The organism is Aeromonas sp. Marseille-Q5825, from assembly GCF_946892685.1.
GTDB lineage: Bacteria > Pseudomonadota > Gammaproteobacteria > Enterobacterales > Aeromonadaceae > Aeromonas > Aeromonas rivipollensis.
Map to the genome: position 1 here is coordinate 145,001 of NZ_CAMPOU010000007.1, position 24,177 is coordinate 169,177.

Annotated in this window: 14 protein-coding genes, 1 tRNA gene, 2 rRNA genes and 1 riboswitch (1 of these 18 running past the window's edge); of the genes, 15 read left to right on the forward strand and 2 right to left on the reverse strand. The window is 62.0% G+C overall.

Going from position 1 to position 24,177, the window contains the following annotated elements; translation table 11 throughout:
* The 9 genes from OC537_RS18850 to cbl all read left to right on the forward strand — a co-directional run.
* Positions 1 to 2,167: ribosomal RNA gene (locus OC537_RS18850) — 23S ribosomal RNA — on the forward strand; it begins 723 nt to the left of the window's first position.
* A 124-nt stretch (positions 2,168 to 2,291) separates the two neighbouring features.
* Positions 2,292 to 2,406: ribosomal RNA gene (gene rrf / locus OC537_RS18855) — 5S ribosomal RNA — on the forward strand.
* A gap of 95 nt (positions 2,407 to 2,501) precedes the next feature.
* Positions 2,502 to 2,578: transfer RNA gene (locus OC537_RS18860), tRNA-Asp, on the forward strand.
* 455 nt (positions 2,579 to 3,033) lie between these two features.
* A complete protein-coding gene (locus OC537_RS18865; protein WP_262113547.1) occupies positions 3,034 to 4,035 on the forward strand; it encodes a sulfate ABC transporter substrate-binding protein in 1,002 nt (333 codons plus the stop codon).
* Positions 4,036 to 4,074: 39 nt separating this feature from the next.
* Entirely contained in the window at positions 4,075 to 4,650 is a 576-nt protein-coding gene (locus OC537_RS18870; protein WP_163147416.1) for an RBBP9/YdeN family alpha/beta hydrolase, read from the forward strand.
* Between the two features lie 279 nt (positions 4,651 to 4,929).
* A complete protein-coding gene (cysT, locus tag OC537_RS18875; protein ID WP_025325753.1) occupies positions 4,930 to 5,769 on the forward strand; it encodes a sulfate ABC transporter permease subunit CysT in 840 nt (279 codons plus the stop codon).
* Positions 5,766 to 6,659, forward strand: coding sequence for a sulfate ABC transporter permease subunit CysW (gene cysW, locus OC537_RS18880; RefSeq protein ID WP_106884955.1), 894 nt, complete (start codon positions 5,766 to 5,768; stop codon positions 6,657 to 6,659). The genes cysT and cysW overlap by 4 nt, the downstream gene beginning before the upstream one ends.
* A 74-nt stretch (positions 6,660 to 6,733) precedes the next feature.
* Entirely contained in the window at positions 6,734 to 7,801 is a 1,068-nt protein-coding gene (locus tag OC537_RS18885) for a sulfate/molybdate ABC transporter ATP-binding protein (protein ID WP_163138195.1), read from the forward strand.
* Positions 7,802 to 7,917: 116 nt separating this feature from the next.
* On the forward strand, positions 7,918 to 8,865 hold the full coding sequence (gene cbl / locus OC537_RS18890) for an HTH-type transcriptional regulator Cbl (protein WP_025325756.1): 948 nt from the start codon (positions 7,918 to 7,920) through the stop codon (positions 8,863 to 8,865).
* Positions 8,866 to 8,931: 66 nt separating this feature from the next.
* On the opposite strand, the gene gbpA is transcribed toward cbl, so the two are convergent.
* A complete protein-coding gene (gene gbpA, locus OC537_RS18895) occupies positions 8,932 to 10,350 on the reverse strand; it encodes an N-acetylglucosamine-binding protein GbpA (protein WP_171275445.1) in 1,419 nt (472 codons plus the stop codon).
* Between the two features lie 65 nt (positions 10,351 to 10,415).
* Positions 10,416 to 10,501: riboswitch (cyclic di-GMP riboswitch) on the reverse strand.
* Between the two features lie 262 nt (positions 10,502 to 10,763).
* Complete coding sequence (locus OC537_RS18900) at positions 10,764 to 12,449, reverse strand: methyl-accepting chemotaxis protein (RefSeq protein ID WP_262113560.1); 1,686 nt, start codon at positions 12,447 to 12,449, stop codon at positions 10,764 to 10,766.
* A 293-nt stretch (positions 12,450 to 12,742) separates the two neighbouring features.
* Here OC537_RS18900 and OC537_RS18905 point away from each other — a divergent pair, with 293 nt between their 5' ends.
* The 6 genes from OC537_RS18905 (at position 12,743) to OC537_RS18930 (ending at position 24,134) form a co-directional block, all read left to right on the forward strand.
* Positions 12,743 to 14,599 (forward strand): M3 family metallopeptidase, encoded by a 1,857-nt coding sequence (locus tag OC537_RS18905; protein WP_262113562.1) that lies wholly within the window; start codon positions 12,743 to 12,745, stop codon positions 14,597 to 14,599.
* Positions 14,600 to 15,229: 630 nt separating this feature from the next.
* Positions 15,230 to 16,312 carry a non-hydrolyzing UDP-N-acetylglucosamine 2-epimerase gene (gene wecB / locus OC537_RS18910; RefSeq protein WP_262113564.1) on the forward strand — a complete coding sequence of 361 codons (1,083 nt, stop codon included), beginning with the start codon at positions 15,230 to 15,232 and terminating at the stop codon, positions 16,310 to 16,312.
* Between the two features lie 4 nt (positions 16,313 to 16,316).
* The gene (nrfB, locus tag OC537_RS18915) at positions 16,317 to 18,560 is read left to right on the forward strand and encodes a cyclic di-3',5'-guanylate-activated glycosyltransferase NrfB (protein ID WP_262113566.1); all 2,244 of its coding nucleotides are present in this window, start codon (positions 16,317 to 16,319) and stop codon (positions 18,558 to 18,560) included.
* The gene (locus OC537_RS18920; RefSeq protein WP_262113568.1) at positions 18,560 to 21,520 is read left to right on the forward strand and encodes an NfrA family protein; all 2,961 of its coding nucleotides are present in this window, start codon (positions 18,560 to 18,562) and stop codon (positions 21,518 to 21,520) included. Before nrfB ends, OC537_RS18920 begins: the two co-directional genes overlap by 1 nt.
* On the forward strand, positions 21,520 to 22,407 hold the full coding sequence (locus OC537_RS18925) for a DUF4434 domain-containing protein (protein ID WP_262113570.1): 888 nt from the start codon (positions 21,520 to 21,522) through the stop codon (positions 22,405 to 22,407). The genes OC537_RS18920 and OC537_RS18925 overlap by 1 nt, the downstream gene beginning before the upstream one ends.
* Positions 22,408 to 22,914: 507 nt before the next feature.
* Positions 22,915 to 24,134, forward strand: a protein-coding gene (locus tag OC537_RS18930; protein WP_262110598.1) for an IS3 family transposase whose coding sequence is annotated in 2 segments (ribosomal slippage) — positions 22,915 to 23,263 and positions 23,263 to 24,134 — 1,221 coding nt in all. Because the reading frame shifts where the segments join, the coding sequence is not laid out codon by codon here.
* The last annotated feature ends 43 nt before the right edge of the window (positions 24,135 to 24,177 follow it).

Sequence of the window (24,177 nt, forward strand, 5' to 3'; positions counted from 1 at the left end):
ACCCACTAACGTTGCAAAGTTAGGGGATGACCTGTGGCTGGGGGTGAAAGGCCAATCAAACTCGGAGATAGCTGGTTCTCCCCGAAAGCTATTTAGGTAGCGCCTCGGACGAATACTACTGGGGGTAGAGCACTGTTTGGACTAGGGGGTCATCCCGACTTACCAACTCCATGCAAACTCCGAATACCAGTAAGTAATATCCGGGAGACACACGGCGGGTGCTAACGTCCGTCGTGAAGAGGGAAACAACCCAGACCGCCGGCTAAGGTCCCAAAGTTCTGGTTAAGTGGGAAACGATGTGGGAAGGCTCAGACAGCTAGGATGTTGGCTTAGAAGCAGCCATCATTTAAAGAAAGCGTAATAGCTCACTAGTCGAGTCGGCCTGCGCGGAAGATGTAACGGGGCTCAAACCAGGCACCGAAGCCGCGGATTCACACTTATGTGTGAGTGGTAGGGGAGCGTTCTGTAAGTCTGCGAAGGTGTGTCGAGAGGCATGCTGGAGATATCAGAAGTGCGAATGCTGACGTAAGTAACGATAAAGGGGGTGAAAAGCCTCCTCGCCGGAAGACCAAGGGTTCCTGTCCAACGTTAATCGGGGCAGGGTGAGTCGACCCCTAAGGTGAGGCCGAAAGGCGTAATCGATGGGAAGCAGGTTAATATTCCTGCACGACTTGTAATTGCGATGGGGGGACGGAGAAGGCTAGGTGGGCCAGGCGACGGTTGTCCTGGTGAAAGTGCGTAGGTGGTGTTTCTAGGCAAATCCGGAGACACAACACTGAGACACGAGACGAAGCCACTACGGTGGTGAAGCCATTGATGCCCTGCTTCCAGGAAAAGCCTCTAAGCTTCAGATTACAAGTCATCGTACCCCAAACCGACACAGGTGGTCGGGTAGAGAATACCAAGGCGCTTGAGAGAACTCGGGTGAAGGAACTAGGCAAAATAGAACCGTAACTTCGGGAGAAGGTTCGCTCTTGACAGTGAAGTCCCTTGCGGATGGAGCAGTTGGGAGTCGCAGTGACCAGATGGCTGGGACTGTTTATCAAAAACACAGCACTCTGCAAACACGAAAGTGGACGTATAGGGTGTGACACCTGCCCGGTGCCGGAAGGTTAATTGATGGGGTTAGCGCAAGCGAAGCTCTTGATCGAAGCCCCGGTAAACGGCGGCCGTAACTATAACGGTCCTAAGGTAGCGAAATTCCTTGTCGGGTAAGTTCCGACCTGCACGAATGGTGTAACCATGGCCATGCTGTCTCCACCCGAGACTCAGTGAAATCGAATTCGCCGTGAAGATGCGGTGTACCCGCGGCTAGACGGAAAGACCCCGTGAACCTTTACTACAGCTTGGCACTGAACATTGAACCTACATGTGTAGGATAGGTGGGAGGCTTTGAAGGCGTGACGCCAGTTGCGCTGGAGCCGTCCTTGAAATACCACCCTTGTATGTTTGATGTTCTAACGCAGGGCCCTGAATCGGGCTCGCGGACAGTGCCTGGTGGGTAGTTTGACTGGGGCGGTCTCCTCCCAAAGAGTAACGGAGGAGCACGAAGGTTGGCTAATCCTGGTCGGACATCAGGAGGTTAGTGCAATGGCATAAGCCAGCTTAACTGCGAGACGGACAGGTCGAGCAGGTACGAAAGTAGGTCATAGTGATCCGGTGGTTCTGAATGGAAGGGCCATCGCTCAACGGATAAAAGGTACTCCGGGGATAACAGGCTGATACCGCCCAAGAGTTCATATCGACGGCGGTGTTTGGCACCTCGATGTCGGCTCATCACATCCTGGGGCTGAAGTCGGTCCCAAGGGTATGGCTGTTCGCCATTTAAAGTGGTACGCGAGCTGGGTTCAGAACGTCGTGAGACAGTTCGGTCCCTATCTGCCGTGGGCGTTGGATGATTGAAGGGAGTTGCTCCTAGTACGAGAGGACCGGAGTGAACGAACCTCTGGTGTTCGGGTTGTCACGCCAGTGGCACTGCCCGGTAGCTAAGTTCGGAATCGATAACCGCTGAAAGCATCTAAGCGGGAAGCGAGCCCTGAGATGAGTCATCCCTGACCCCTTGAGGGTCCTAAAGGGCCGTTGGAGACCACAACGTTGATAGGTGGGGTGTGTAAGCGCGGCGACGTGTTGAGCTAACCCATACTAATTACCCGTGAGGCTTAACCATACAACACCCAAGAAGTGTTTCTGGCCTTGTAGCAAGTGCGTGAACTACTAACTAATTCAGTGATAGCGACGAGCCATTAAGGCCAAGTCGTTATTCACGTCAGCTTTCCGGATGAAGTTTTTTGCCTGGCGGCCATAGCGCCGTGGAACCACCTGATCCCATGCCGAACTCAGAAGTGAAACGCGGTAGCGCCGATGGTAGTGTGGCATTCGCCATGCGAGAGTAGGACACTGCCAGGCACCCAATTAAACAGTTGTGCACACATTGCATGATTGGCCGAGAGGATGACACCTCGTTGAGACGGCAGAAGATTTAGCGAAAGCTAACCGAATGCGGAGCGGTAGTTCAGTCGGTTAGAATACCGGCCTGTCACGCCGGGGGTCGCGGGTTCGAGTCCCGTCCGCTCCGCCACTAATTTGAAAGGTCTTCCCTAACGGGAAGGCCTTTTTGCTTTTGGATATTCGCGAACGGGATTAAGGAAACAAGGGACCACAGACAGGGCTGCGACTTGCCACTGGCAACTCGGTCCCTGCCTGTGGTCCCTTGTGCTTGAGCCGGACCGTGCCCGTCTCCCCGTCCGCTCCGCCACTACTTTGAAAGGCCTTCCCTCGCGGGAAGGCCTTTTTGCTATGCACATTCAGCACGCGAGTCAACAAGCCCAGTCAACAGACTGGGCTTTTTCGTGTTTGCAATCTGACTGTGATGAGTGGCGAATTGGGCGACCAGGGGGCTGGTTCGCGGCAGTGAGTATGCGTTGGCGGTTGGCCTAATATGCGTAAAAGAGATAAGCAAAGCGCTTTTTCTTTCTTCCTGATATATGTGGAAGGCGGCATTCTGTACTCAACCCAACGATATGGAGTATCACCATGAAACTGCGAATGACCGCCCTGACCCTGCTCTCTCTGCTGACACTCGGCCAGGCCAATGCGGCCGAGGTGCGCCTGCTCAACGTCTCTTATGACCCGACCCGCGAACTGTTCCAGGAATACAACAGCGCCTTTGCCAAGGAGTGGAAGGCCAAGACGGGTGATGATGTGGTGGTGAGCCAGTCACACGGTGGCTCCGGCAAGCAGGCGCGTGCCGTGGTGGATGGCCTGGAGGCTGACGTGGTGTCCCTGGCGCTGGCCTATGATGTCGATGCCGTGGCCAAGGCGGGTCTTACCGCCAGCGATTGGGAGGGGCGCCTTGCCAACAATGCGTCTCCCTATACCTCCACCATCGTCTTCCTGGTGCGCAAGGGCAACCCCAAGCAGATCAAGGACTGGGGTGATCTGGTTCGCAAGGATGTCGCCATCGTGACCCCCAACCCCAAGACCTCCGGCGGTGCGCGCTGGAATTACCTGGCTGCCTGGGGCTATGCCCTGAAGAAGAGCGGCACTGAAGAGGGTGCCAAGCAGTTTGTCGGCGACCTGTTCAAGAACGTGAAGGTGCTGGATTCCGGCGCCCGGGGCGCCACCACCAGCTTCATCGAGCGCGGCCTCGGCGACGTCTTGCTGGCCTGGGAGAACGAAGCCCTGCTGGTGCTGAGTCAGCCGGGGACCAGCGACAAGTTCGAGCTCGTGGTGCCGTCTGTCTCCATCCTGGCCGAACCCCCTGTTGCCGTGGTGGACAAGGTTGCCAAGAAGCACGGCACCGAAGCGGTCGCCAAGGGCTATCTTGATTACCTCTACTCCGACGAGGGACAGCGGATCATCGCCAAGTACCACTATCGCCCGAGCAACCCGGCGATCCTGAAGGAGACGGCGGCCCAGTTCCCGCAGCTGGCGCTCTTTACCGTCAAGGATCTGGAAGGGGATTGGGACAAGGCACAGAAGAAGCACTTCGCCCAGGGCGGGCTGTTCGACCAGATCTACCAACCTGGCCGCTGACAGTGACTGGCCCCTGTGACAACAGATAGGAGCACCATGATGAACAAGATCCTTCTGGTTCCCGGTCTGCACAACAGTGGGCCGGATCACTGGCAGAGTCGCTGGCACCAGCAATTTCCCCAGTGGCAGCGGATGCTGGGCCTGCCCTGGGACAAGCCGGACCTCACCGTCTGGAGTGCCAAGCTGGCGAGCAAGCTTAGAAGCCGCCGCAGCCGTGTCCACCTGGTTGCCCACTCCTTCGGCGCCCTGACGGCGATTGCCGCCGCCCGGCTGCAACCGGACAAGGTTTCCTCCATCCTGATAGTGGCACCTGCGGATCCGGCCCGCTTCGGCATCCCGGACGAGGCGCTGGCGGGATCCATCAAGGTGTCCGCCCAGCTCATCGCCAGCCGCAACGATCCCTGGATGAGCTTCGAACGTGCCGAGTATTGGAGTCGTCAGTGGCAGGTGCCGCTGTTCGATGCCGGCGAGGTGGGCCACATCAATGCCCAGTCCGGTCATGGGGAGTGGAGTCAGGGGCTCAACCTGCTGAACACCCTTCATCACAGGGCCGAGATGGTAGTGGATCCCGTCTCGACCGAATGGGATAGGCGGGCGGCCCTCAGCTTCCGCTGATCCTAGACCCATATGACAAGGAGAGTTCCCGCAAGATATAAGACAGGCTCGCCACCCGGATCCCATAGTGACTGTCTTTGCAGCTCAGGTTTCACCGCTCCGTTTGTTAGGTCTTTTATTTATATAAAAGACCTTTTTTTCTATTCATCGCTCTAAAAGCCCTGGTTTGCCGTTGTTAGACAAAAAAGTGCTTAGCAAAGGCGTTATTGGTGTTTGTTGTCACTGGCGGTCGTGAGCAGAATCAGCGTATCGAAAGTTTTTATAACAAACGGATGTGTTATGCGATTAAGTTCTTATTCCGTCCTCCCTGGCCTGGGGCCGACCCTGGGCTTCAGCCTGCTCTACCTGAGCATACTGGTGCTGTTGCCCCTCTCTGCACTGGTGCTGTTCGCGGTAAACAACCTGACGGCCGCCGAGTTCTGGCAGGTGATAGGCTCCCCCCGGGTGCTCGCCTCCTTTCGCCTCAGCTTCGGGGCCGCCTTTATCGCCGCCCTGCTCAACAGCCTGTTCGGGCTGATCCTGGCCTGGGTGCTGGTGCGTTACAGCTTCCCCGGTCGCCGCTTGGTGGATGCGCTCATCGACCTGCCGTTCGCCATGCCGACCGCCGTCTCCGGCATTGCCCTGTGCGCCATCTTCGCCCCCAACGGCTGGATAGGTCAGTGGGTTGCCCCCTTTGGCATCGAGCTCGCCTACAACCCCATAGGGGTGGTGATCGCCCTCACCTTCATCGGGCTGCCCTTCGTGGTGCGCACCCTGCAGCCCGTGCTGCGAGAGGCGGAGACCGAACAGGAAGAGGCTGCCGCCAGCCTGGGGGCCAATCGCTGGCAGACCTTCGCGCGAGTGTTGTGGCCTACCCTGATCCCGGCGCTGCTCACCGGCTTCGCCCTGGCCTTTGCCCGTGGGGTAGGGGAGTACGGCTCCGTCATCTTTATCGCCGGAAATTTGCCGATGGTTTCGGAAATCGCGCCGCTGATGATCATGAGTCACCTGGAGGAGTATGACTATGCCGGGGCCTCGGCCATCGCCTCCGTCATGCTGCTGATCTCGTTTGTTTTGTTGTTGATCATCAACAAGTTGCAGGCCTGGAGCTGGGCACGCATCGGAGGAAGCCGCATATGAATGCATCCAACGCAAGCCTGGACCTGGCCCTCGATGGGGCCCCTGCCACTCAGGTACGCCAGCCTGCCGTGACCCGTGAGCCCGTCTGGGTGAAGTGGCTGCTGATCAGCGTCGGACTTGGCTGGTTCGCCGCGCTTTTGCTGCTGCCGCTCGCGACCGTCTTTATCCAGGCCCTGAGCCCGGGCCTCGCCTTCTTCTGGCATGCCATCAGCGAGCCGGATGCCCTGAGCGCCCTCGGGCTCACCGCCCTGGTGACCCTCTGCTCGGTGCCGCTCAATCTGCTGTTCGGGCTGGCCGCCGCCTGGGCCATAGCCCGCTTCCGTTTCCCGGGCCGACAGCTGCTCATCACCCTCATCGATCTGCCGTTCTCGGTGTCGCCGGTGATAGCGGGCCTGATGTTCGTGCTGATGTTCGGCAGCCGCGGCTGGTTCGGTGACTGGCTGAGCGAGCACGACATCAAGATCATCTTCGCCACTCCGGGGATCATATTGGCGACCACCTTTATCACCGTGCCCTTCGTGGTGCGCGAGCTGCTGCCCCAGATGGAGGCCCGTGGTCCGGAAGAGGAGGAAGCCGCCATCATGCTGGGGGCGAGCGGCCTGCAGATGTTCTGGCGGGTCACCCTGCCCGGCATCCGCTGGAGCCTGATGTATGGCTTGCTGCTCTGTACCGCCCGTGCCGTGGGGGAGTTCGGTGCCGTCTCCGTGGTCTCCGGTCATATTCGCGGCCAGACCAACACACTGCCGCTGCACATCGAGATCCTCTACAACGAGTACCAGACCGGCGCCGCCTTCGCGGTGGCGAGCCTGCTGGCCCTGTTCGGGATCTTCACCCTGCTGGGGGAGACCCTGCTGGCCCGGCTGCGCGCTCAGCCCACCCAGTCCCATTGATATGGCCTGGCCTGCCTGCCGGCAGGTCAGCCCGGATAACCATGAATCCGGTTTAACGGTTTAGAGAGGCAGCCATGAGCATTCAGGTTCAACGACTCAACAAGCATTTCAATCAGTACGCGGCCCTGGCAGACATCAACCTCGATTTTCACGATGGTGAACTGGTGGCGCTGCTCGGTCCCTCCGGCTGCGGCAAGACCACACTGCTGCGGATCATCGCCGGGCTGGAGCAGGCCGACAGCGGCAACGTCATCATCCGCGGCGAGGATGCCTCTGATCTCCACGTGCGCGAGCGCAACGTCGGTTTCGTGTTCCAGCACTATGCCCTGTTCAGGCACATGACGGTGTTCGAGAACGTGGCGTTTGGCTTGCGGGTCAAACCGCGTTCCGATCGGCCGAATGAAGCCAGCATCCGCGCCCGGGTCAAGGAGCTGCTGGATCTGGTGCAGCTCAGTCACGTGGCCGCGCGCTATCCGACCCAGCTCTCCGGTGGCCAGCGCCAGCGGGTCGCCCTGGCGCGCGCCCTGGCGGTGCAGCCCAAGGTGCTGCTGCTGGACGAGCCCTTCGGCGCACTCGACGCCCAGGTGCGCAAGGAGCTGCGCCGCTGGCTGCGGGAGCTGCACGACGAGCTGCACGTCACCAGCCTGTTCGTGACCCACGATCAGGAGGAGGCGCTGGAGGTGGCGGATCGGGTGGTGCTGATGAACGCAGGGCGGGTCGAGCAGATCGGCACCCCGGCCGAGGTCTATGACCAGCCCGCCACCGCCTTTGTGCACAGCTTCCTCGGCAGCGTGAACCTGTTCCGCGGCCGGGTGGCCGGGCAGGGGCTCGGCATAGGTGAGCAGCAGCTGGGTGGCCCCATCAGCTCCCAGCTGGCACAGGGCAGCGCTGCCATTGCCTATGTGCGCCCCCACGAGCTGGAGATACTGCCGGCGGATGCACCGGGAGGCATCAGCGCCACCATCACCCGATTGTTGCCCATGGGGCCGCGGATCCGGGTGGAGTTGCGCGGGGATGGCGAGACCAGGGGCGCTCACTACGAGGCCGAGCTGAGCAAGGAGGCCGCCCGTGCCTTCGCCCCCGGCCAGGGGGTACGCCTGGTGGCCCGGCATGCGCAGCTCTATCCCGACTACCAGATTTGAAGACGAGCCCCCAAGGCGAGACTCTTTTCAGGCTTGCAGCCGGATCCTGATCCGGTCGCCCAATAACAAGAGGACGGTGGCAGCATCCACCGCCACTCAGCGCAGGAGGCGATGAGGTGAATTTTCAGCAATTACGCATTATCCGGGAAGCGGCGCGGCGGGATTACAACCTGACCGAGGTGGCCAATGCCCTCTTTACCTCCCAGTCCGGGGTCAGCCGCCATATCCGCGAGCTGGAGGAGGAGCTCGGGCTCGCGCTCTTCATCCGTTACGGCAAACGGCTGCTCGGCATGACGGAGCCGGGCAAGGAGCTGCTGGTGATCGCCGAGCGTATCCTGGGGGACGCCGACAATATCCGCAAATTGGCCAGCACCTTTGCCAACCGGGATTCCGGGCGGCTGCTGGTAGCGACCACTCACACCCAGGCGCGCTATGCCCTGCCCCGGGTAGTGAAGGCGTTTCGCGAGCAGTTCCCCCTGGTGCAGCTGGAGCTGCGTCAGGGCAGTCCGGAGGAGATAGTGCGGCTGGTGCAGACCGGCGAAGTGGATATCGGCATCAGCAGCGAGCAGCTCGACAAGAGCGAAGGTGTGGTCGCGTTTCCCTACTACCGCTGGCACCACAACATAGTGGTGCCGGAGCAGCACCCGCTCACCGCCGAGCGGGAACTCACCCTGGCGGCGCTGGCCCACTGGCCCATAGTCACCTATCAGGCGGGCCTGACGGGCCGGGTGCGGGTGGATGAGGCCTTCGCCGAGGCGGGGATACATCCGCAGATCCTGCTGACCGCCCAGGATTCCGACGTCATCAAGACCTATGTCGAGCTGGAGATGGGGGTGGGGATACTGGCGGACATGGCGTTCGATCCCCAGCGGGACAAGGGGCTGGTGCAGCTCGACGGCAGCCGGCTGTTTGCGCCGCACACCGCCTGGATCGGCCTCAAGCAGGGGCAGTTCCAGCACAACTTCACCTGGCAGTTCATCCAGCTCTGCAACCCAGAGCTGGCGCTGGCGGAGATCCAGGCCAGGGCCATGAGCAACGAGCCCCTGCTCGACTACCAGATCTGAGCCGAGCGGCGCATGAGAAACGGGGAGCCATGGGCTCCCCGTTTTATTGATGTCACTGCGACAGCGTTATTGTGCGATCCAGGCTTCCTGCCAGTGGGAGCCTATGCCCGGCTCATACTGGGTGGCCGTGCTGGACCACTGGCTGCACCAACCACTGTAGGGGAAGGGCTTGCACTGATAGACCTTGCCATTCTTCGGCTGCAATACCCGGGTGCCGGCCGTATAGGACTTGAGCCCTTCCGGGAAGCTGAACTGGTAGTCGCCACCGGCCGGATCCTTGAACATCAGATCCAGGGTCTGCTGCACCACTTCCCCCCCAGCCTTGGGTTTGCCCTCTATCACCAGCTGGTGGTGGCCCGCACTCAGACCCGTGGCCTCCATGGTGAAGCTCTGGCTGCTGTCCTTGATGTCTGCCCCGCTCTGGCCCTTGGCGACACCGCCATGGTCATACAGGGTATTGGTGACGGCGAGATCCCCTTGCGCCGTGACGGTGAAGCTCAGGGTGACCTTGCCGTTGTCGAGCTGGTAGTCGCTCGCCAGGCCGCTCACGTTGATGCTGTTGCCCACCGGCGGTTGCTGCTGCTCGAGCTGGATCTCGACCCGTTGCAGGTTGCTGCCGGCTTTCAGGTAGATGGGGTTCTGGCCGTAGACGGGGTTGAACTGGCCATCGGCCCCCTGCTGGCCGGCGCGGATCTGGGTCTGTTCGGCATTGATCTTGCCTGCCAGGGCGTGGGCCCAGTTGTTCTTCTGGCCCTGCTCGGCGCTGGCTATGGTCAGCACCGTCTGCAGGTCGGCACGCTCGCCGCTGGCATCAAACACCCGGGTCTTGGCCTTGTCACCTGCCGCAAGATCGATGGAGGGGTAGATGGTCCCGCCCTGGCTCCAGGTCAGCGGGGGCTGGGTGCCACCGTCGAAGCGGGCGTCGATCAGGTTGTAGAAGCTGTTGGCGGTATCGCCCACCTCCCAGACCCCGAGGATGACCTGATAGCCGGTGCGTGCCGGCAGGGTGCACTGATGGGTGACCTGCTTGGGGGGCTGCACCATGTTGCCGTCGATCACGCAGAACGGATTGAGATCGAAGGCGTCACGGGTCAGGGGCTGGTTCGGGTTCCAATCCTGCTTGGTGAGGTAATAGCGCCAGTTGCGGGTCACGTGGTTGGCGGTGAAGGTCCAGCTGATGGCGAAGGGACCGGCCTGCACATTGCGCTTGGTCCAGCGATCGCTGGTCTGGGCATTGAGCTCTCCGAATTGCGGGTGCCCGGCCGAGGCGATCTGGCCGTCGGCGGGGCCGCCATCGGGGAAGCCGGACGGCGCCTCCAGGCTCTGGGGCTCCCATTGAATGGCGCCACACTGGCTGTTGCCGCCGGTCTTGCACAGATAGTTGCGCCCTTCCGGCTGGCTGATGTAACCGTGGGCGAGCACGCCGCCGCTGGCCAGCAGCGCCAGCGCCGCGGCCACATGATTGAGTTGGATTTTTGCTGCCATACATTCCTCTGTTCGGTGATGTGGGCAGTCAAGTTGGCAGGGGAGTTCCCCGTGACACACCTGGGTGTGGCAACCCCGCTATCCTGGACGACATGTCTTTAGACCGGAGGCTTTGCGTCCTGGCCTTTCAACCAGTTTGCCAAATGACTACATAAAGGGTCAGGGTGCCGCCCTTGAGGACGGCGCCACCATGATGGCTTCTTTTGATTAAATTATTAAGTGTAAAACTTAACAGCTTGACCTCATCGGAGTAGGGTAATCACTTAACTATCTGTTTTTAAAATTATATTTAATTCATCAAGTTTGGTTTTACTTCGCCCGCTCCGTCAAAAGATGCAAAATCGCGACATTTTTCATCAATGAAAAAATCCCCTGTCGGCGAGGCCGGCAGGGGATGGGACTGTGTCAGACGGTCAGTGGTGCGGGTACTGGTCTGTGCGGCGGGAGGACGAGGGGCGCGGGGCCTGACCGGTCGCCAGATCCCGGGGGAGGGCATTGCCGAGCCTGAACACCGCCAGCCGTTCGTCCAGGCTGCGCGAAAGTCCGGCCAGCAGCTCGCTCTCCCGGGCCAGCTGGGAGGCGGCCTGGGACATCTCCAGGGCCGAGTCATTGATGCCGCTGACGTTGCGGTTCATCTCCTCGGCCACCATGCTCTGCTGTTCCGCCGCCGTGGCTATCTGGGTCGCCATGTCGCTCACGTGCTGGATGTGGTTGACGATGAGAGAGAGATCCTGCCCCGCCTTCTCGGACTGGCCGACGCTGCTCTCCGCCAGCTTGCGGCTGGCATCCATGGCGCTGGCGGCGGTCACCGCCCGTTGCTGCAACTGGGTGATGGTGCTCTGGATCTCCTCGGTGGAGTGGCGGGTACGGCTCGCCAGCTGGCGCACCTCGTCGGCCACCACGGCGAAGCCGCGGCCCTGCTCGCCGGCTCTGGCCGCTTCTATGGCGGCGTTGAGAGCCAGCAGGTTGGTCTGATCCGAGATGGCGCTGATGACGGCGGTCACCTCCCCTATCTGCATCACTCCCTCCTTGAGCCGATTGACCTGATGGGTGGCCTGCTCCACCTCGGTGGCGAGCGCCTGGATGCCGTGCACGCTGGCGTGGACGTCCTGGTTGCCGAGCCCGGCCTCGCTGGTGGCGTCCTGGGTGTCGCGGGCCGTGTTCTCGGCGTGACCCGCCACATCCGAGATGGTGGCGCTCATCTCGTTCATGGCGGTGGCGAGCTGGGCCAGTTGATCCCGCTGACTGTTGACCGCCTGGTTGGTCTGCTCGGCGGAGGCGGCGATGCGCAGGGCGGCATCCGCCACGTTGCGGGCCCCCTGGCTCGCCTCCAGCAGGGCGCGGCGAATGGCGTCCAGCCCCTGATTGGTACAGCGGGCGACGGCCCCCAGCTCATCCTTGCCATGCACGGGTATGCTGACCACCAGATCCCCGGCCGCCACCTGGGCCATGGCCCTGTTGATCTCCGCCAGCGGGTTGACGATGGAGCGGCTGATGGCCACCCCCAGCCACCCCATCAGCAGGATCACCAGCAGGGTGGCGCCCCCCATCAGCTGGTACTGGGACCAGATGGTGGCCTCTATGTCCTGCAGCAAGAGGCCGGAGCCCAGGATCCAGCCCCAGGGCTGGTAGCCGGCCACTAGCGACATCTTCTGGGCCGCCTCGCCGGAGGGGGAGATCCACTGGTATTCCAGGCGACCCTGATGGCCGCCCTTGCCGAGATCCACCATGCGCTGCCAGTGGGATTCGGCGGGCGTCCCGCCCATCTGCTGGCCGACCAGCTCTGGCTTGGCGGGATGCACCACCACGTGGCGGTTTTCATCCAGTACGAACAGGTAGTTGTCTCCATCGAAGCGCATGCCGTCGAGCATGGCCTTGGCTTGCGCCTGGGCCTCTGGGGCGGGCAGGGTGGCGGCCAGGGTCTGGATCCGGCTCATGGCCAGATCCAGCACCGCCTGCAACCGGGCTTCCCGCTCACTCATCAGGTTGCGATGCAGGGCACTGGCGGAGATGAGCAGCAGTGCGATGAAGCCGACCAGCGCCACCGAGAGCAGCAGCATCAGTTTGCGACTCACGGCGATATCACCGAGCTTGAACATAGTCTTTTCCTTCTTTCCCGTACGGATCTGGTGAGGGCCAGTCAGCTGGCTGGCCTTGATTGTTTTGTGTTTAACATTTATTTAACTTTCAAAGGGTTGTGATGGTTGGTTGCCAATTGAGTGTGTTGGCAACCAGTATAGCCAGCAGACAGAAACCCTCGCTTTTGGTAGCGTGGTCTGGCGCATCCCGGCGCACCATTTGTCGGCTCTATTTGCAAGAAGTGTGAATGAGTTGGCATTTCACCAAAAAGGAGTGGGCGCCTTCGCGGCCGCCCCATAACAAGAGGGAATTTATGAGTTCCATTGCCAGGAATTACTTGAACCAGCTCAATGCCGACTACCTGCGGGTACACAGGCGCAAGGAGGATCTCTTCTGGTCCACCTACATGGGCACCAGCGACGATCAGGCCGGTTTCACCGCCGCCGAGCAGGCCTACAAGGCGTTTTGTGCCGATCCGGCCAGGCTGCCCGCATTGCGGGAGATGCTGGCCCAGGCCGAGGGGGCGGATCTGAAGCGGGGTCTGGCGGGCTGGGCTGCCTTCTTCGAGTGCAACGTCATCGAAGATCCGGCCGCCGCCGCCCTGATGGACGAGCTGGTGGCCGCCGAGGCGGATCTCTTCGCCCGCCGCAAGGGGCTCAAGCTGACTTTACTGGACGAGCAGGGCCAACAAGTGGCCGGCAGCCTGCCCGCCGCCAGCACGGCGCTGGCCGCCAGTAGCGACGAGGCGGTGCGCCAGAGTGCGCTCGCCATGTTCCACCGCCTGGAGCAGTGGGTGGTCGGAAACGGCTTTCTCGAGGTGGTGGCCCTGCGCAACCGCTTCGCCCGGGCCATGGGCTATAACGACTACTTCGACTACAAGGTGCACAAGAACGAGCAGATGAGCCCGGAGCAGCTGTTCGCCGTGCTCGACGACTTTATTACCCGCACCGAGCAGCGGGTGCACCAGAGCCTGGCGGAGCTGAAAGCCGCCAAGGGGGAGGCGGCCCTGCTGCCCCACAACCTGCGCTACAGCGTGAGCGGCGACGTGACTCGTCAGCTCGACCCCTATGTGCCCTTCTCCCGGGCGCTGAAGGATTGGGTCCAGAGCTTCCGCCGCCTCGGCATCCAGTATCGCGGCGCCACCCTGACCCTGGATCTGCTGACCCGGGAGGGGAAATACGAGAACGGCTTCTGCCATGGCCCTGTGCCTAGCTTCTGGCAGGAGGGGGAGTGGGTGCCCGCCGTGGTCAACTTCACCAGTCTGGCCGATCCGGCCCAGGTGGGCAGCGGCTGGAGCGGCCTCAACACCCTGTTCCACGAAGGGGGACATGCGGCCCACTTTGCCAACGTGACCGGCAACGCCCCCTGCTTCTCCCAGGAGTTTCCCCCCACCTCCATGGCCTATGCCGAGACCCAGTCGATGTTCTGCGACAGCCTGCTGGACGACGCCGACTGGCTCAAGGGCTACGCCAGAAATGCGGCGGGAGAGGCGATCCCCGATGGGCTCATCAGGGCCATGATAGAGGCGCGCCAGCCGTTTCGGGCCTTCAACGAGCGCCAGATAGCGCTGGTGGCCTACTTCGAGCGGGATCTCTACGCCATGGCAGACGCCGAGCGTACCCCAGAGGCTGTGCTGGCACTGGCCCGCCAGTGGGAGCGCACCATCCTCGGGGTAGAGAGCCCGCGCCCGCTGCTGGCCATTCCGCACCTGCTCAATCAGGAGTCGGCCTGCGCCTACCATGGCTATCTGCTGGCGCTGATGGCGGTGGAGCAGACCCGCGCCTACTTCCTTGCGCGCGACGGCTACCTCACCGACAACCCGCGCATAGGGCCGGATCTGGCGGCTCACTACTGGGGGCCGGGCAACGGCATGACCCATGACGAGACGCTGCGCAGCCTTACTGGCGAAGGCTTCAGTGCCGTGCCATTGGCCGAGGCGTGCAACCAGAGCGTGGCGCAGGCGTGGGCAACGGCCGCGGCCTGCATGACGGCGGCGAGCCAGCGCCCGTCGGCAGGAGAGGGGACGCCGCTCGACGCCCAGATCCGGGTGATGCACGGCGCCGAGCTGATTGCCGACAACAGCGAGTCGGAGGCCAGCATGCTGGCCGACTTCGAGGCCTGGATCCGGCGCCTGGAGGCGCAGCAGAGGGCCGAGCCGACCCGGGCCTGAGCCCTGGCATGACAGACATAGCAGGGGCCCCGAAAGGGGCTCTTTTTTTGGCGGGATGACCGGGCGTGATGGCGCCCCACGGCAGCGTCGCCGGGAAAGAAGATCGGCCTTCGGGGTGAAGCATCGGAGGGCACGGCCAGGGTGAAATGCCATGACGGCGATTTATGTACGGAAAATTGATTTAAATCTGTTTTATCTTTGATTTTAACCGTTGCTTACATTTTTAATATGGACCAATCCGGGTCTTGAGTAGATGATAGACAAGCCACCCTCGGTGTGAACCGGGTTCGGAAAGTCACAGATCTCATTCCATGAGATGGCTGGACTGCCTTTGACGAGGGTCAGAGGACTCGCCTCCATATTTGTTCGATACCCATTCATGATGATGGCCCGCCTCAGCAAGAGCCGTGCGAACAGGGAATCTGTTGCGCAGACCAGTCGTCGCTGGTCTCGCCGCATCGGATCACTGCCGGGCGATCACCAGTTGGGGGTCAGTGCCTCCCTCTGCTTTCTCATCCTCCCGTAGCCTTGTAACCTATTGAAACCATACGGCAGTCGGCGCAGTGTTGCCTGGGTTGGTCGTCTAGACTCCCTGCTGTGACAAAGGCCCCGTAAACGGAGTGCATTGCGATGAAGAAAATCATGATGGTGTCGGGCACTCGCCCGGAAATAATCAAGCTTGCCCCTCTCTATCACGCCCTCAAGCAGGCCCCCTGGGCGGATGTACGCTGGGTACACACGGGTCAGCATGACAGCATGGCCACCCAGTTGCTCGACTGCTTCGATATAGCGCCGGACTGGGAACTGGTGCGTCAGGGCACCAGCCTGTTCGAGTTCAGCCAGGGGTGCCGCGCCCAGCTCGAAACCCTGATGAGCCAGGAACACTGGGACATGGTGGTGGTGCAGGGAGACACTGAGAGTGTCTTTCTCGGCGCCCTCACCGCTTTCTACCATCAGGTGCCCGTGGCTCATGTGGAGGCGGGACTGCGCACCTATCGCCTAGACCGTCCCTTCCCGGAGGAGGGGCTGCGCCAGATGGTTGGTCGTATCGCCAGTCTGCACCTGGCTCCGACCGAGGGGGCCCGCGATTGTCTGCTGGCCGAACAGATACCCGCGGACAAGGTGCATGTGACGGGCAATACCGTCATCGATGCCCAGCTTTGGGCCGCCGAACACCATGGCCTGAATCGCAACAACCCCCGGCCTGGTCATCTGCTGGTGACGGTTCACCGGCGGGAGAACTGGGGAGACGAGGTGGCGGGGATCTGCCGTGCCATCGCCCGCCTTGCCATGGCCCACCCCGAGATGCGGGTGCTGTTCCCGGTCCACCTCAATCCCGTCATCAAGCAGGCGGTCCATCCCCTGCTCGGTCATCTGCCCAACGTCACCCTGACCGAGCCCCTCGACTACCTCGCCATGCAGCAGGCCATCGCCGACGCCTGGCTGGTGATGACGGATTCCGGTGGCTTGCAGGAGGAGGCGCCGACCTTCGGGGTACCCCTGCTGGTGTTGAGGGAAGAGACGGAGCGGCCCGAGGCGGTGGCCTCAGGTTATGCCGAGCTGATGGGAACGGACGAGGAGCGGATCGTCCGGCGTGTCACCGAATTGTGGCAGGTGGGGGATTTTGCCCCGCGCGCCATGGCCAATCCGTTCGGAGATGGTCAGGCCTGTGCTCGCATCGTCGCCATCATGGCGGATACATTGCAGGGGTAATTGGATGTCGGAATATTGGTTGGTCGATGGCTTTGCCACCTATCTCTATGGTCTGAAGCTGATCGCCATCGTCGTGGCCATGGCCATGCTGATAAGCGGGGTGGACGATCTCTTCATCGATGTCGTCTACTGGCTGCGGGCCTGCTGGCGCCGGATGACCGTCTATCAGAAGCATGATCGGCTGGAGTATCAGGCGCTGTACGAGCGGGAGGAGCAGCCCCTTGCCATCATGGTGCCGGCCTGGCACGAGACAGGGGTGATCGGCCAGATGGCTGAGCTGGCGGCGACCCGTTTCGACTACGAAAACTACCAGATCTTCGTGGGTACCTATCCCAATGATCCCGATACCCAGAAGGATGTGGACGAGGTGTGTGCCCGCTTTCCCAATGTGCACAAGGTGGTCTGTGCCCGCCCCGGTCCCACCAGCAAGGCGGACTGCCTCAACAATGTGCTCGATGCCATCTTCCAGTTCGAGCGCAAGGCCAACCTGTCGTTTGCCGGTTTCATCCTGCACGATGCCGAGGATGTCATCTCCGACATGGAGCTGCGGCTGTTCAACTATCTGGTGGGGCGCAAGGATCTGATCCAGATCCCCGTCTATCCGTTCGAGCGACCTTGGTACAACTTCACCTGCCTGCATTATCTGGACGAATTTGCCGAACTGCACAGCAAGGACGTGCCGGTGCGCGAGGCCGTCTCCGGCCAGGTGCCGAGCGCCGGGGTGGGAACCTGCTTCAGCCGCCGCGCCGTCATCGCCCTGCTGGAAGACGGTGACGGCATCGCCTTCGACGTGCAGAGCCTGACCGAGGACTACGACATCGGTTTTCGCCTCAAGGAGAAGGGGATGGCGGAGGTATTCGTGCGTTTCCCCGTCATCCGCGAGGCCAAAAGTACCCCGAACAAGCGCTGGCGCCTGGGCATGCACGAACGGGATACCAACGTCATCTGCGTGCGGGAGTATTTCCCCGACACCTTCCAGACCGCGGTGCGCCAGAAGTCGCGCTGGATCATCGGCATCGTCTATCAGGGCTTCAAGACCCACAAGTGGAGCAGCAACTGGAAGCTCAACTACTTCCTGTGGCGGGATCGCAAGGGGGCGCTGACCAACTTCCTCAGCTTCACCGCCAGCCTGATCCTGCTGCAATTGCTGGCCCTCATCCTCTATCAGTGGCTGGCGCCGGACCCTTACTATTTCCTCTCCATCTTCGAGGGGGATGCCTGGCTGGTCACCCTGCTCTGGATCAACATGTTCCTGATGAGCAACCGCATGTTGCAGCGCCTCATCTTCGTGACCCGATACTACGGCCTGATGCAGGGACTGATGTCCCTTCCCCGGCTGTTCTGGGGCAACATCATCAACTTCATGGCGAACTGGCGGGCCCTCTCCCAGATCATCGCCCAGGGGGATCCGCGTCGGGTTGCCTGGGACAAGACGACCCATGACTTCCCGAGTCTCGGGGAAGAGAACCGCGCCCGTCGTCCTCTCGGCCAGATCCTGGTGAGCCAGGGGGCGCTGAGTCAGGCGCAACTGGAGCAGGCGCTGCTGGAGCGGGAGCCCGGGCTGCGCCTTGGCAGCAGCCTGGTGCACCAGGGCTGGATCGACAGCGAGCAGCTGGCGGCCGGGGTGGCAGAGCAGAGCGGCGTCGGCTGGGAGCATGTGGATGCCTGCTCCCTGCCCACAACGCTGTTGCAGAAGGTCTCCCCCAATGTGGCCATCCACTATGGGGTCCTGCCGCTTCGCATCGAGGAGAAGAGACTGATCCTGGCCTGTGAAACCTATCTCGACCCTGTCTCGCTTGGCGCCCTGTCCCGCAAGCTCGGCACCCCCGTCTCCTATGTGATTGCCTGCAAGGGGGAGGTGACAGTGGGTCTGCGTCGCTGGTATGCCAGGGGTCAACGCCAGGATCCCTATGCCGTGCTGCTGCGGGCGCAGGCAGAAGGTCAACTGGACGAGGCGCAACGCCATGCCGCCTGGTCCCGCTACCTGGCCAGTCAGGTGATGTTGCCGGAGATCCTCATCTCTCTGGGTCACATCGATGAGGCCGCGCTACGTTCCCTGCTGTTACGGCACGAACGCAGCGAGCTCACCCTGGCGCGCTTTCTGATTGAGCAGGAGGTGATTGGCGAGCAGGTGCTGGCCCAGGCCCAGGCGCTGCAGGCCAGTTATCAACGAGAATTGCATGAGGTGTTGCGTGAGGCCGGGGTCGACGAGTCCTGGTTGATGCAGCTGCCAGAGGAGACCCGCTGATGCGCCCCACACTACTGCTACTGTCCGGCCTGTTGCTGAGCCAGGGAGGACTGGCTGCCCAGGTTGAGTACGATTTGGGGCCGGATGTCAGCAACTATCAGCGCTTCGTGCTCTATCCCCATCTGCAGAAGGGCTTCTCGGCCCTGGAGCGGGGCCATCGTGACCGTGCCATTGCCGAGTTCGAACAGGCTCGCAGGCTGCAACCCCGCAACCCTGTGATCACCCTCTATCTGGCCAGGGCCTATGAACGGTTTGGCGAGGAGCCACGGGCGCTGGCACTGGTACGCGAACAGCTTGCGATCACGCCGGATGATGGCGAGCTGCTCGCCTTTGCCGAGGCGGTGCAGCGCAAGCATCCGCTGGATCCTGCCTGCAAGCTGCTCGAGTGCAAGGTGGCGCGGGCCGATCGCGATCTGCAGGATGGCGATCTGGTCGGTTTGACCGCGGCCCTGGCCGATCCTGCCCTGGCCAGGAGCACCGAAGGGATGGGGCTGAGGCGCAATCTGTTGCAGCGGGCCCTGGGGGAGCAGAACTGGGCGTTGGCGCAGGCGCAGTTCGCCTGGTTCGAGGATGCCGGCACCCTGAGCCAGGGGGAACGGAAGCAGTGGGTCACCATGCTGCTTGCCCAGGGTAAACTGGAGCAGGCCATCGCCCTGCGCCGCCGTCTGCCGAGCCAGGATGGCGAGTTGGACCTGGCCATTGCGCTGGCCCTTGGCAAGGATCAGCGGGGGGCGACCCTCGACCGCTACCAGCAGGCCCATGCCCCGCAGTTCCAACGGGCGGATCAGGAGCGGGAGTGGTTGCAACTGGCCGCCAATAACCAGACCCTCGACAGCGACGAGACCCTGCAATTTGCCGAGAATCAGGGATTTTATGCGGGCCTGATGTTGCCGGTGCTGCGCCGGGAGGGACGCTGGGCCGAGCTGGACAGGCTGCTGGCCATGGCGCCGGCGCAAGGGAATGCGGAGCTCGCTTTCGAGTCCGCCCTGCATCAGCGCCAGTGGAACAAACTGGCCAGCGAGGGGCGTCAGCTCATCAGGAGCTCGCGCCAGCCCATGGCTACGCTCGAGCAGGTGAGCTATCGCCTGCAGCAGGCGGGCCTGACGGCCGCGAGCCGGGCCCTGCTCATCGAATACTGGCCCTATCGAGGGGCCACTCAGGCTGGCAGGGAAACCCTGATCCGCCGGCTCAGCGCATTGCAGGAAACGCCGGGCGCAGGTCCCTTGCCGGCGCGACTGGCCGTGCCCCTGTCGGACCCCGACTTACGCTCCTTGCAAGCGAGCCTGCTGGCCCGGGCGGGCCAGTGTGATGGGGTGAGACAGGTCTTGGGGGATCTCTCCAGTCGCTATGATACCAGCAGCTGGCGGGCGCTCGGCGCCTGCTACCGCCAGGACAAGCCGGGGTTGGCGGAATATGCCTTTGCCCGCGCCGCCAGCTTCGGCCTGCCACAAGATGTACGCCAGCTGGCCTATCAGGCCTATGAGAATCGCCACTTCGATGCGGCACTTCACGCCTGGCAGCAACTTGTTCTGGCGCCAGAGGAGCAGGAGCAGATGGCGGCCATCCGCTCGGCGCTGGATGCAGGTGATCTGCCCCAGGCGCGCCAGTGGCTGAACCAGTATCGCGCTGCCGGGTTGCCCCTTGGTGCGGATTACTGGCGTGCCCTGGCTCGAACTCAGGAGGATGAACAGGCCATCGCCAGCTTGCAGCGGGTCATCGCCATGGCTCCCGAGGCTCGCGACTATGCCGCCCTTGCCCAGCACCAGCAGAGGCTGGGCAACAAGATAGAGGCCAGGGACGCCCTGCATGCCGCCAATGGACTCGAGCCGGATAATCGGGAGTATCAGCTTGCCTACGGCTATGCCCTGCTTGGCAATGACGAACGGCAGGCAGCCAGTGACTGGTTGGAAGGCGTCTATCGGGAAGGGGACACCCAGCTCGCCGAGCAGCTGGCCTACATCAACCAGTCGCTCGCCCGCAACCAGAAGGCCCGGGACTATGCCAGCAAAGCCATCGACGGGGAGCCGCCTGCCCAGGTGAGTTACGATCTGAGACGGCTGCACGAGGATCTGGGACGGCGCTGGACGGTCAGCGTCGACGCCTGGACCGGTACGGGGCAGGGCACTGTGAGTGGCATCGGCGGCAACGCCGTGGCCCAGAGCTATGCCCAGACCGAGTTGGAATACCGGCTGGGAGATGAGCCCATCCGTGATGGCAAGACCCTCTCCCTCTACGGGCGTCTCTATGGCAGCAGCCAGAGCCAGCGGATCTACCATCTGGATGAGGGCTCGCCTGATGACGGCACCTATGTGGAAGGGAGTGGCGGCAACCCCCTCGATTTTCGCGATCCCACCCTGGGAGTGGGGGTTCGCTGGAAGCCCTTCAGGAGCCAGGCCCTCTTCTTCGCGGCCGAAGAGCTGCTGCCCCTCAACAGCAGCCAGGGGGGCGAACACGATACCCTGATCCGGGCCAGCACCTCCTTCCTGAACGACGGCAAGTACAGCGACGAGTGGCACGTGGGGGAGAGCGGCTGGTGGGCCCAGAACCTCTATCTGGATGCGGCCCGCTACCTGCGTTCCCGGCAGACCAGTCTGGTGGCCGATTACCGCCTCAGCTATCACCACAAGATCCATCTTGGAGACACCCTGGAGCCTTACGGGCATGTGCAGGGGCGTCAGTACTGGAATGACAAGAGCCCGGACACAGGTTACTACAGCCAGAATGGCGAGACGCTGGCCTACTCCTCGGGATCGGATGACTACAGCCTGCTGATGGGGGGCGTGGGGGTACGCTGGAATCACTGGTTTGGCGAGACCCGCTACGATGCCTGGCCCCACAAGCTGAGCCTGGGGATCGAATACCAGCGCCGCCTCAAGAGCGACCCCGCCATCCGGGAGATAGAGTCGGGCAAGGCGTATGACAAGGACACCCTGATGATGACCATGGGAGTGAGATGGTGATGAGACACTGGATAACGGGGCTGGCCTTCATGCTGCTGGGGGCGGTATTGCCCGCCCAGGGGAGCCAGGGGATCTTCTATCAGCCCCAGTTGCGGGATGCCGCCCTTGGCGAGTCGCGTTGGGACGAGATACTGGCCCAGGTGAAGGGGGAGGGGTTCGACACCCTGATAGTGCAGTGGACCCGCTATGGCGATGCCTTTGCCAAGCCGGAGGAGCAAGGGTGGCTGGCGGCCAGGCTCAAGCGTGCCCAGGAGGCCGGGTTGACCCTGATCCTGGGTCTCTACTCGGATCCGGCCTTCTTCCAGCGCCAGGATCAGAGTGCCGGTTACCTCGAGCGTTATCTTCAGGGACTGGAGCGGTTGAATCTGGCCCAGGCCAAGGCGTGGCAGGACCGCATCGGGGAGGCTCGCATTGCAGGCTGGTATCTGCCCGCCGAGATAGATGATCTCAACTGGCGGGATCCCGAGCGTCAGGGGTTGCTGGCCGGTCATGTCCAGCGTTCGGTCGCGGCCCTCAAGGTGCTGGGAAACCAGCCCGTCTACATCAGCAGCTTCTTCACCGGCAAGATGAGCCCCCAGGCGTACCGTGAGCTGATGGGCAGGCTCAGTGGCGAGGGGGTCAGGCTGGTGGTGCAGGATGGCAGTGGCACCGGAGTGCTCAGCGTGGCGGAACGAGCGCTCTATCTGAGTGCGCTTGAACCCTGCCAGGGGAGGGTGGCCGGCCTGGTGCATGAGCTGTTTGTCCAGCAGAGCGGCGAGGGGAGCTTTCGAGCCTCCCCCCTGGCCGAGCCGCAGCAGCGTGCACTCTGGTCCGCGCCGACCCGCTGCGGCAGCGAGCGCTGGTTCTTCTCCCTGCGCTACCTGCCGGGGCTGGCCGACATGCTGTGACCCGGTGGCGACATCGGATGTCGCGCCGAGAACGGGGCGATTTGTTAATTCATAAGGGAAATAATCTACCCAGATTGCTCGGGGTGACGACGAGGAGGTGGCCCCCATCCAATGGGGGCCACCTCCTCTCCCTGCTCCGTTCATTTTTTCTACCGTGAAATTACTTCGTCCCATCCTCGGGACGGCTCCTCTGCCCCCTGGGCCCTGCCGTTGACTATTTCCCGGCCAGACCCAGAATCGACCCCCCTCGCCACCCCCGACGCGAGTCGGGCTCGGAAAGTCGCAGGTCTCATTTCAGAGACGGCTGGACCGCACATGAAACATGGCGCCAGCTCCCAACCCCTTCATAGCGTTCGCCATTTTCATGACCTTCGTCGAGAGAGTCGACGATGCCGTCGGCATCAAACCTGGCCGAGGGGGATGCGCGCAGATGCGATGCCTCTTTACCAGCCATTGTCCCGTCCTGAATATGGTTTACACCTTTCCCCCCAATAAATGGAGAACCCGATGGGACAAGGTGTGAAACGGACACAGCGCGATTACTCGCTGACTTTTAAATTGGCACTGGTCGAGCAGATTGAAAAAGGCGAGCTCACCTGCCAGCAGGCACAAGCCCGATACGGCATTCAGGGCAACTCCACCGTTCTGGTATGGTTGCGTAAACATGGTCGGCAAGATTGGAGCCAGGGGGCTTCTGTGCGCGCCGGCAGGAGCATCACTATGCCTGACCCCAACAACCAGACGCCCGAACAGCGCATCAAGGAGCTCGAGCAGCAGCTGGCGCTGATGAGCCAGAAGGCCCAGTTCTTTGAGGCCGTCGTCGATGTATTGAAGAACGACTACGGCGTCTCCATCGTAAAAAAGCGACCCGGCAAGTCCTCTCGCAGCGGCAAGTCCAGAGGCTGACCATCGTCAGGGCTTGTCGGTTTCTGGGGATAAGCCGTCAGGCTTACTACAAGCGCAATCGGGTTGCCGACCTGCGCCATGCACAGGGGCTGCAGGTGGTGCGCTTCGTGCGTCAGGTACGGCTGCGACAACCACGGGTGGGCACCCGCAAGCTGCATTATCTGCTTCAGGGTCAGGATGATGGCGGGCTCAAGGTCGGGCGGGACAGGCTGTTTCAGATATTGGCCGAGCACCGCCTGCTGGTGCAGCCAAAGCGGGCGTATCACAAGACCACCCACAGTTTTCACCGTATCTACCGTCATCCCAACTTGCTCAAGGCCGGGCCGGAGCAGGTCACGCCGGTGGCACCGGAGCAAGTCTGGGTCGCCGACATCACCTATCTGCCAGCCAGGAGCGGGCCGCTGTACCTGAGCCTGGTGACGGATGCTTACTCACGCAAGATAGTGGGCCATCACGTGCACGAAGGGATGCACGCCGAGTCGGTGGCGATGGCGTTCAGACAAGCGCTGAAGCAACGGCGTGGCGGCGGGGAGCTTATCCATCACTCGGACCGCGGCGTGCAGTATTGCTCGGGCCTGTATCAGTCATTGCATGCCCGGCACGGGGTGAAATGCTCAATGACGGATGGTTATGACTGTTACCAGAATGCGTTGGCGGAGCGGGTGAACGGGATTTTGAAAGGGGAGTTGTTGTTGCAAAGCCCGCAGGACCTGGCGCAAGCGCGGGAGATGGTGCGTGAGGCAGTGGATATTTACAACCTGGAGCGACCGCATCATGCCTTGAAATACAGAACCCCCGATGCAGTGCATCGGGGGTTCTGAGTCACGTGAAGCTAGACGAAAATGTGTAAACCTATTTCAGGAC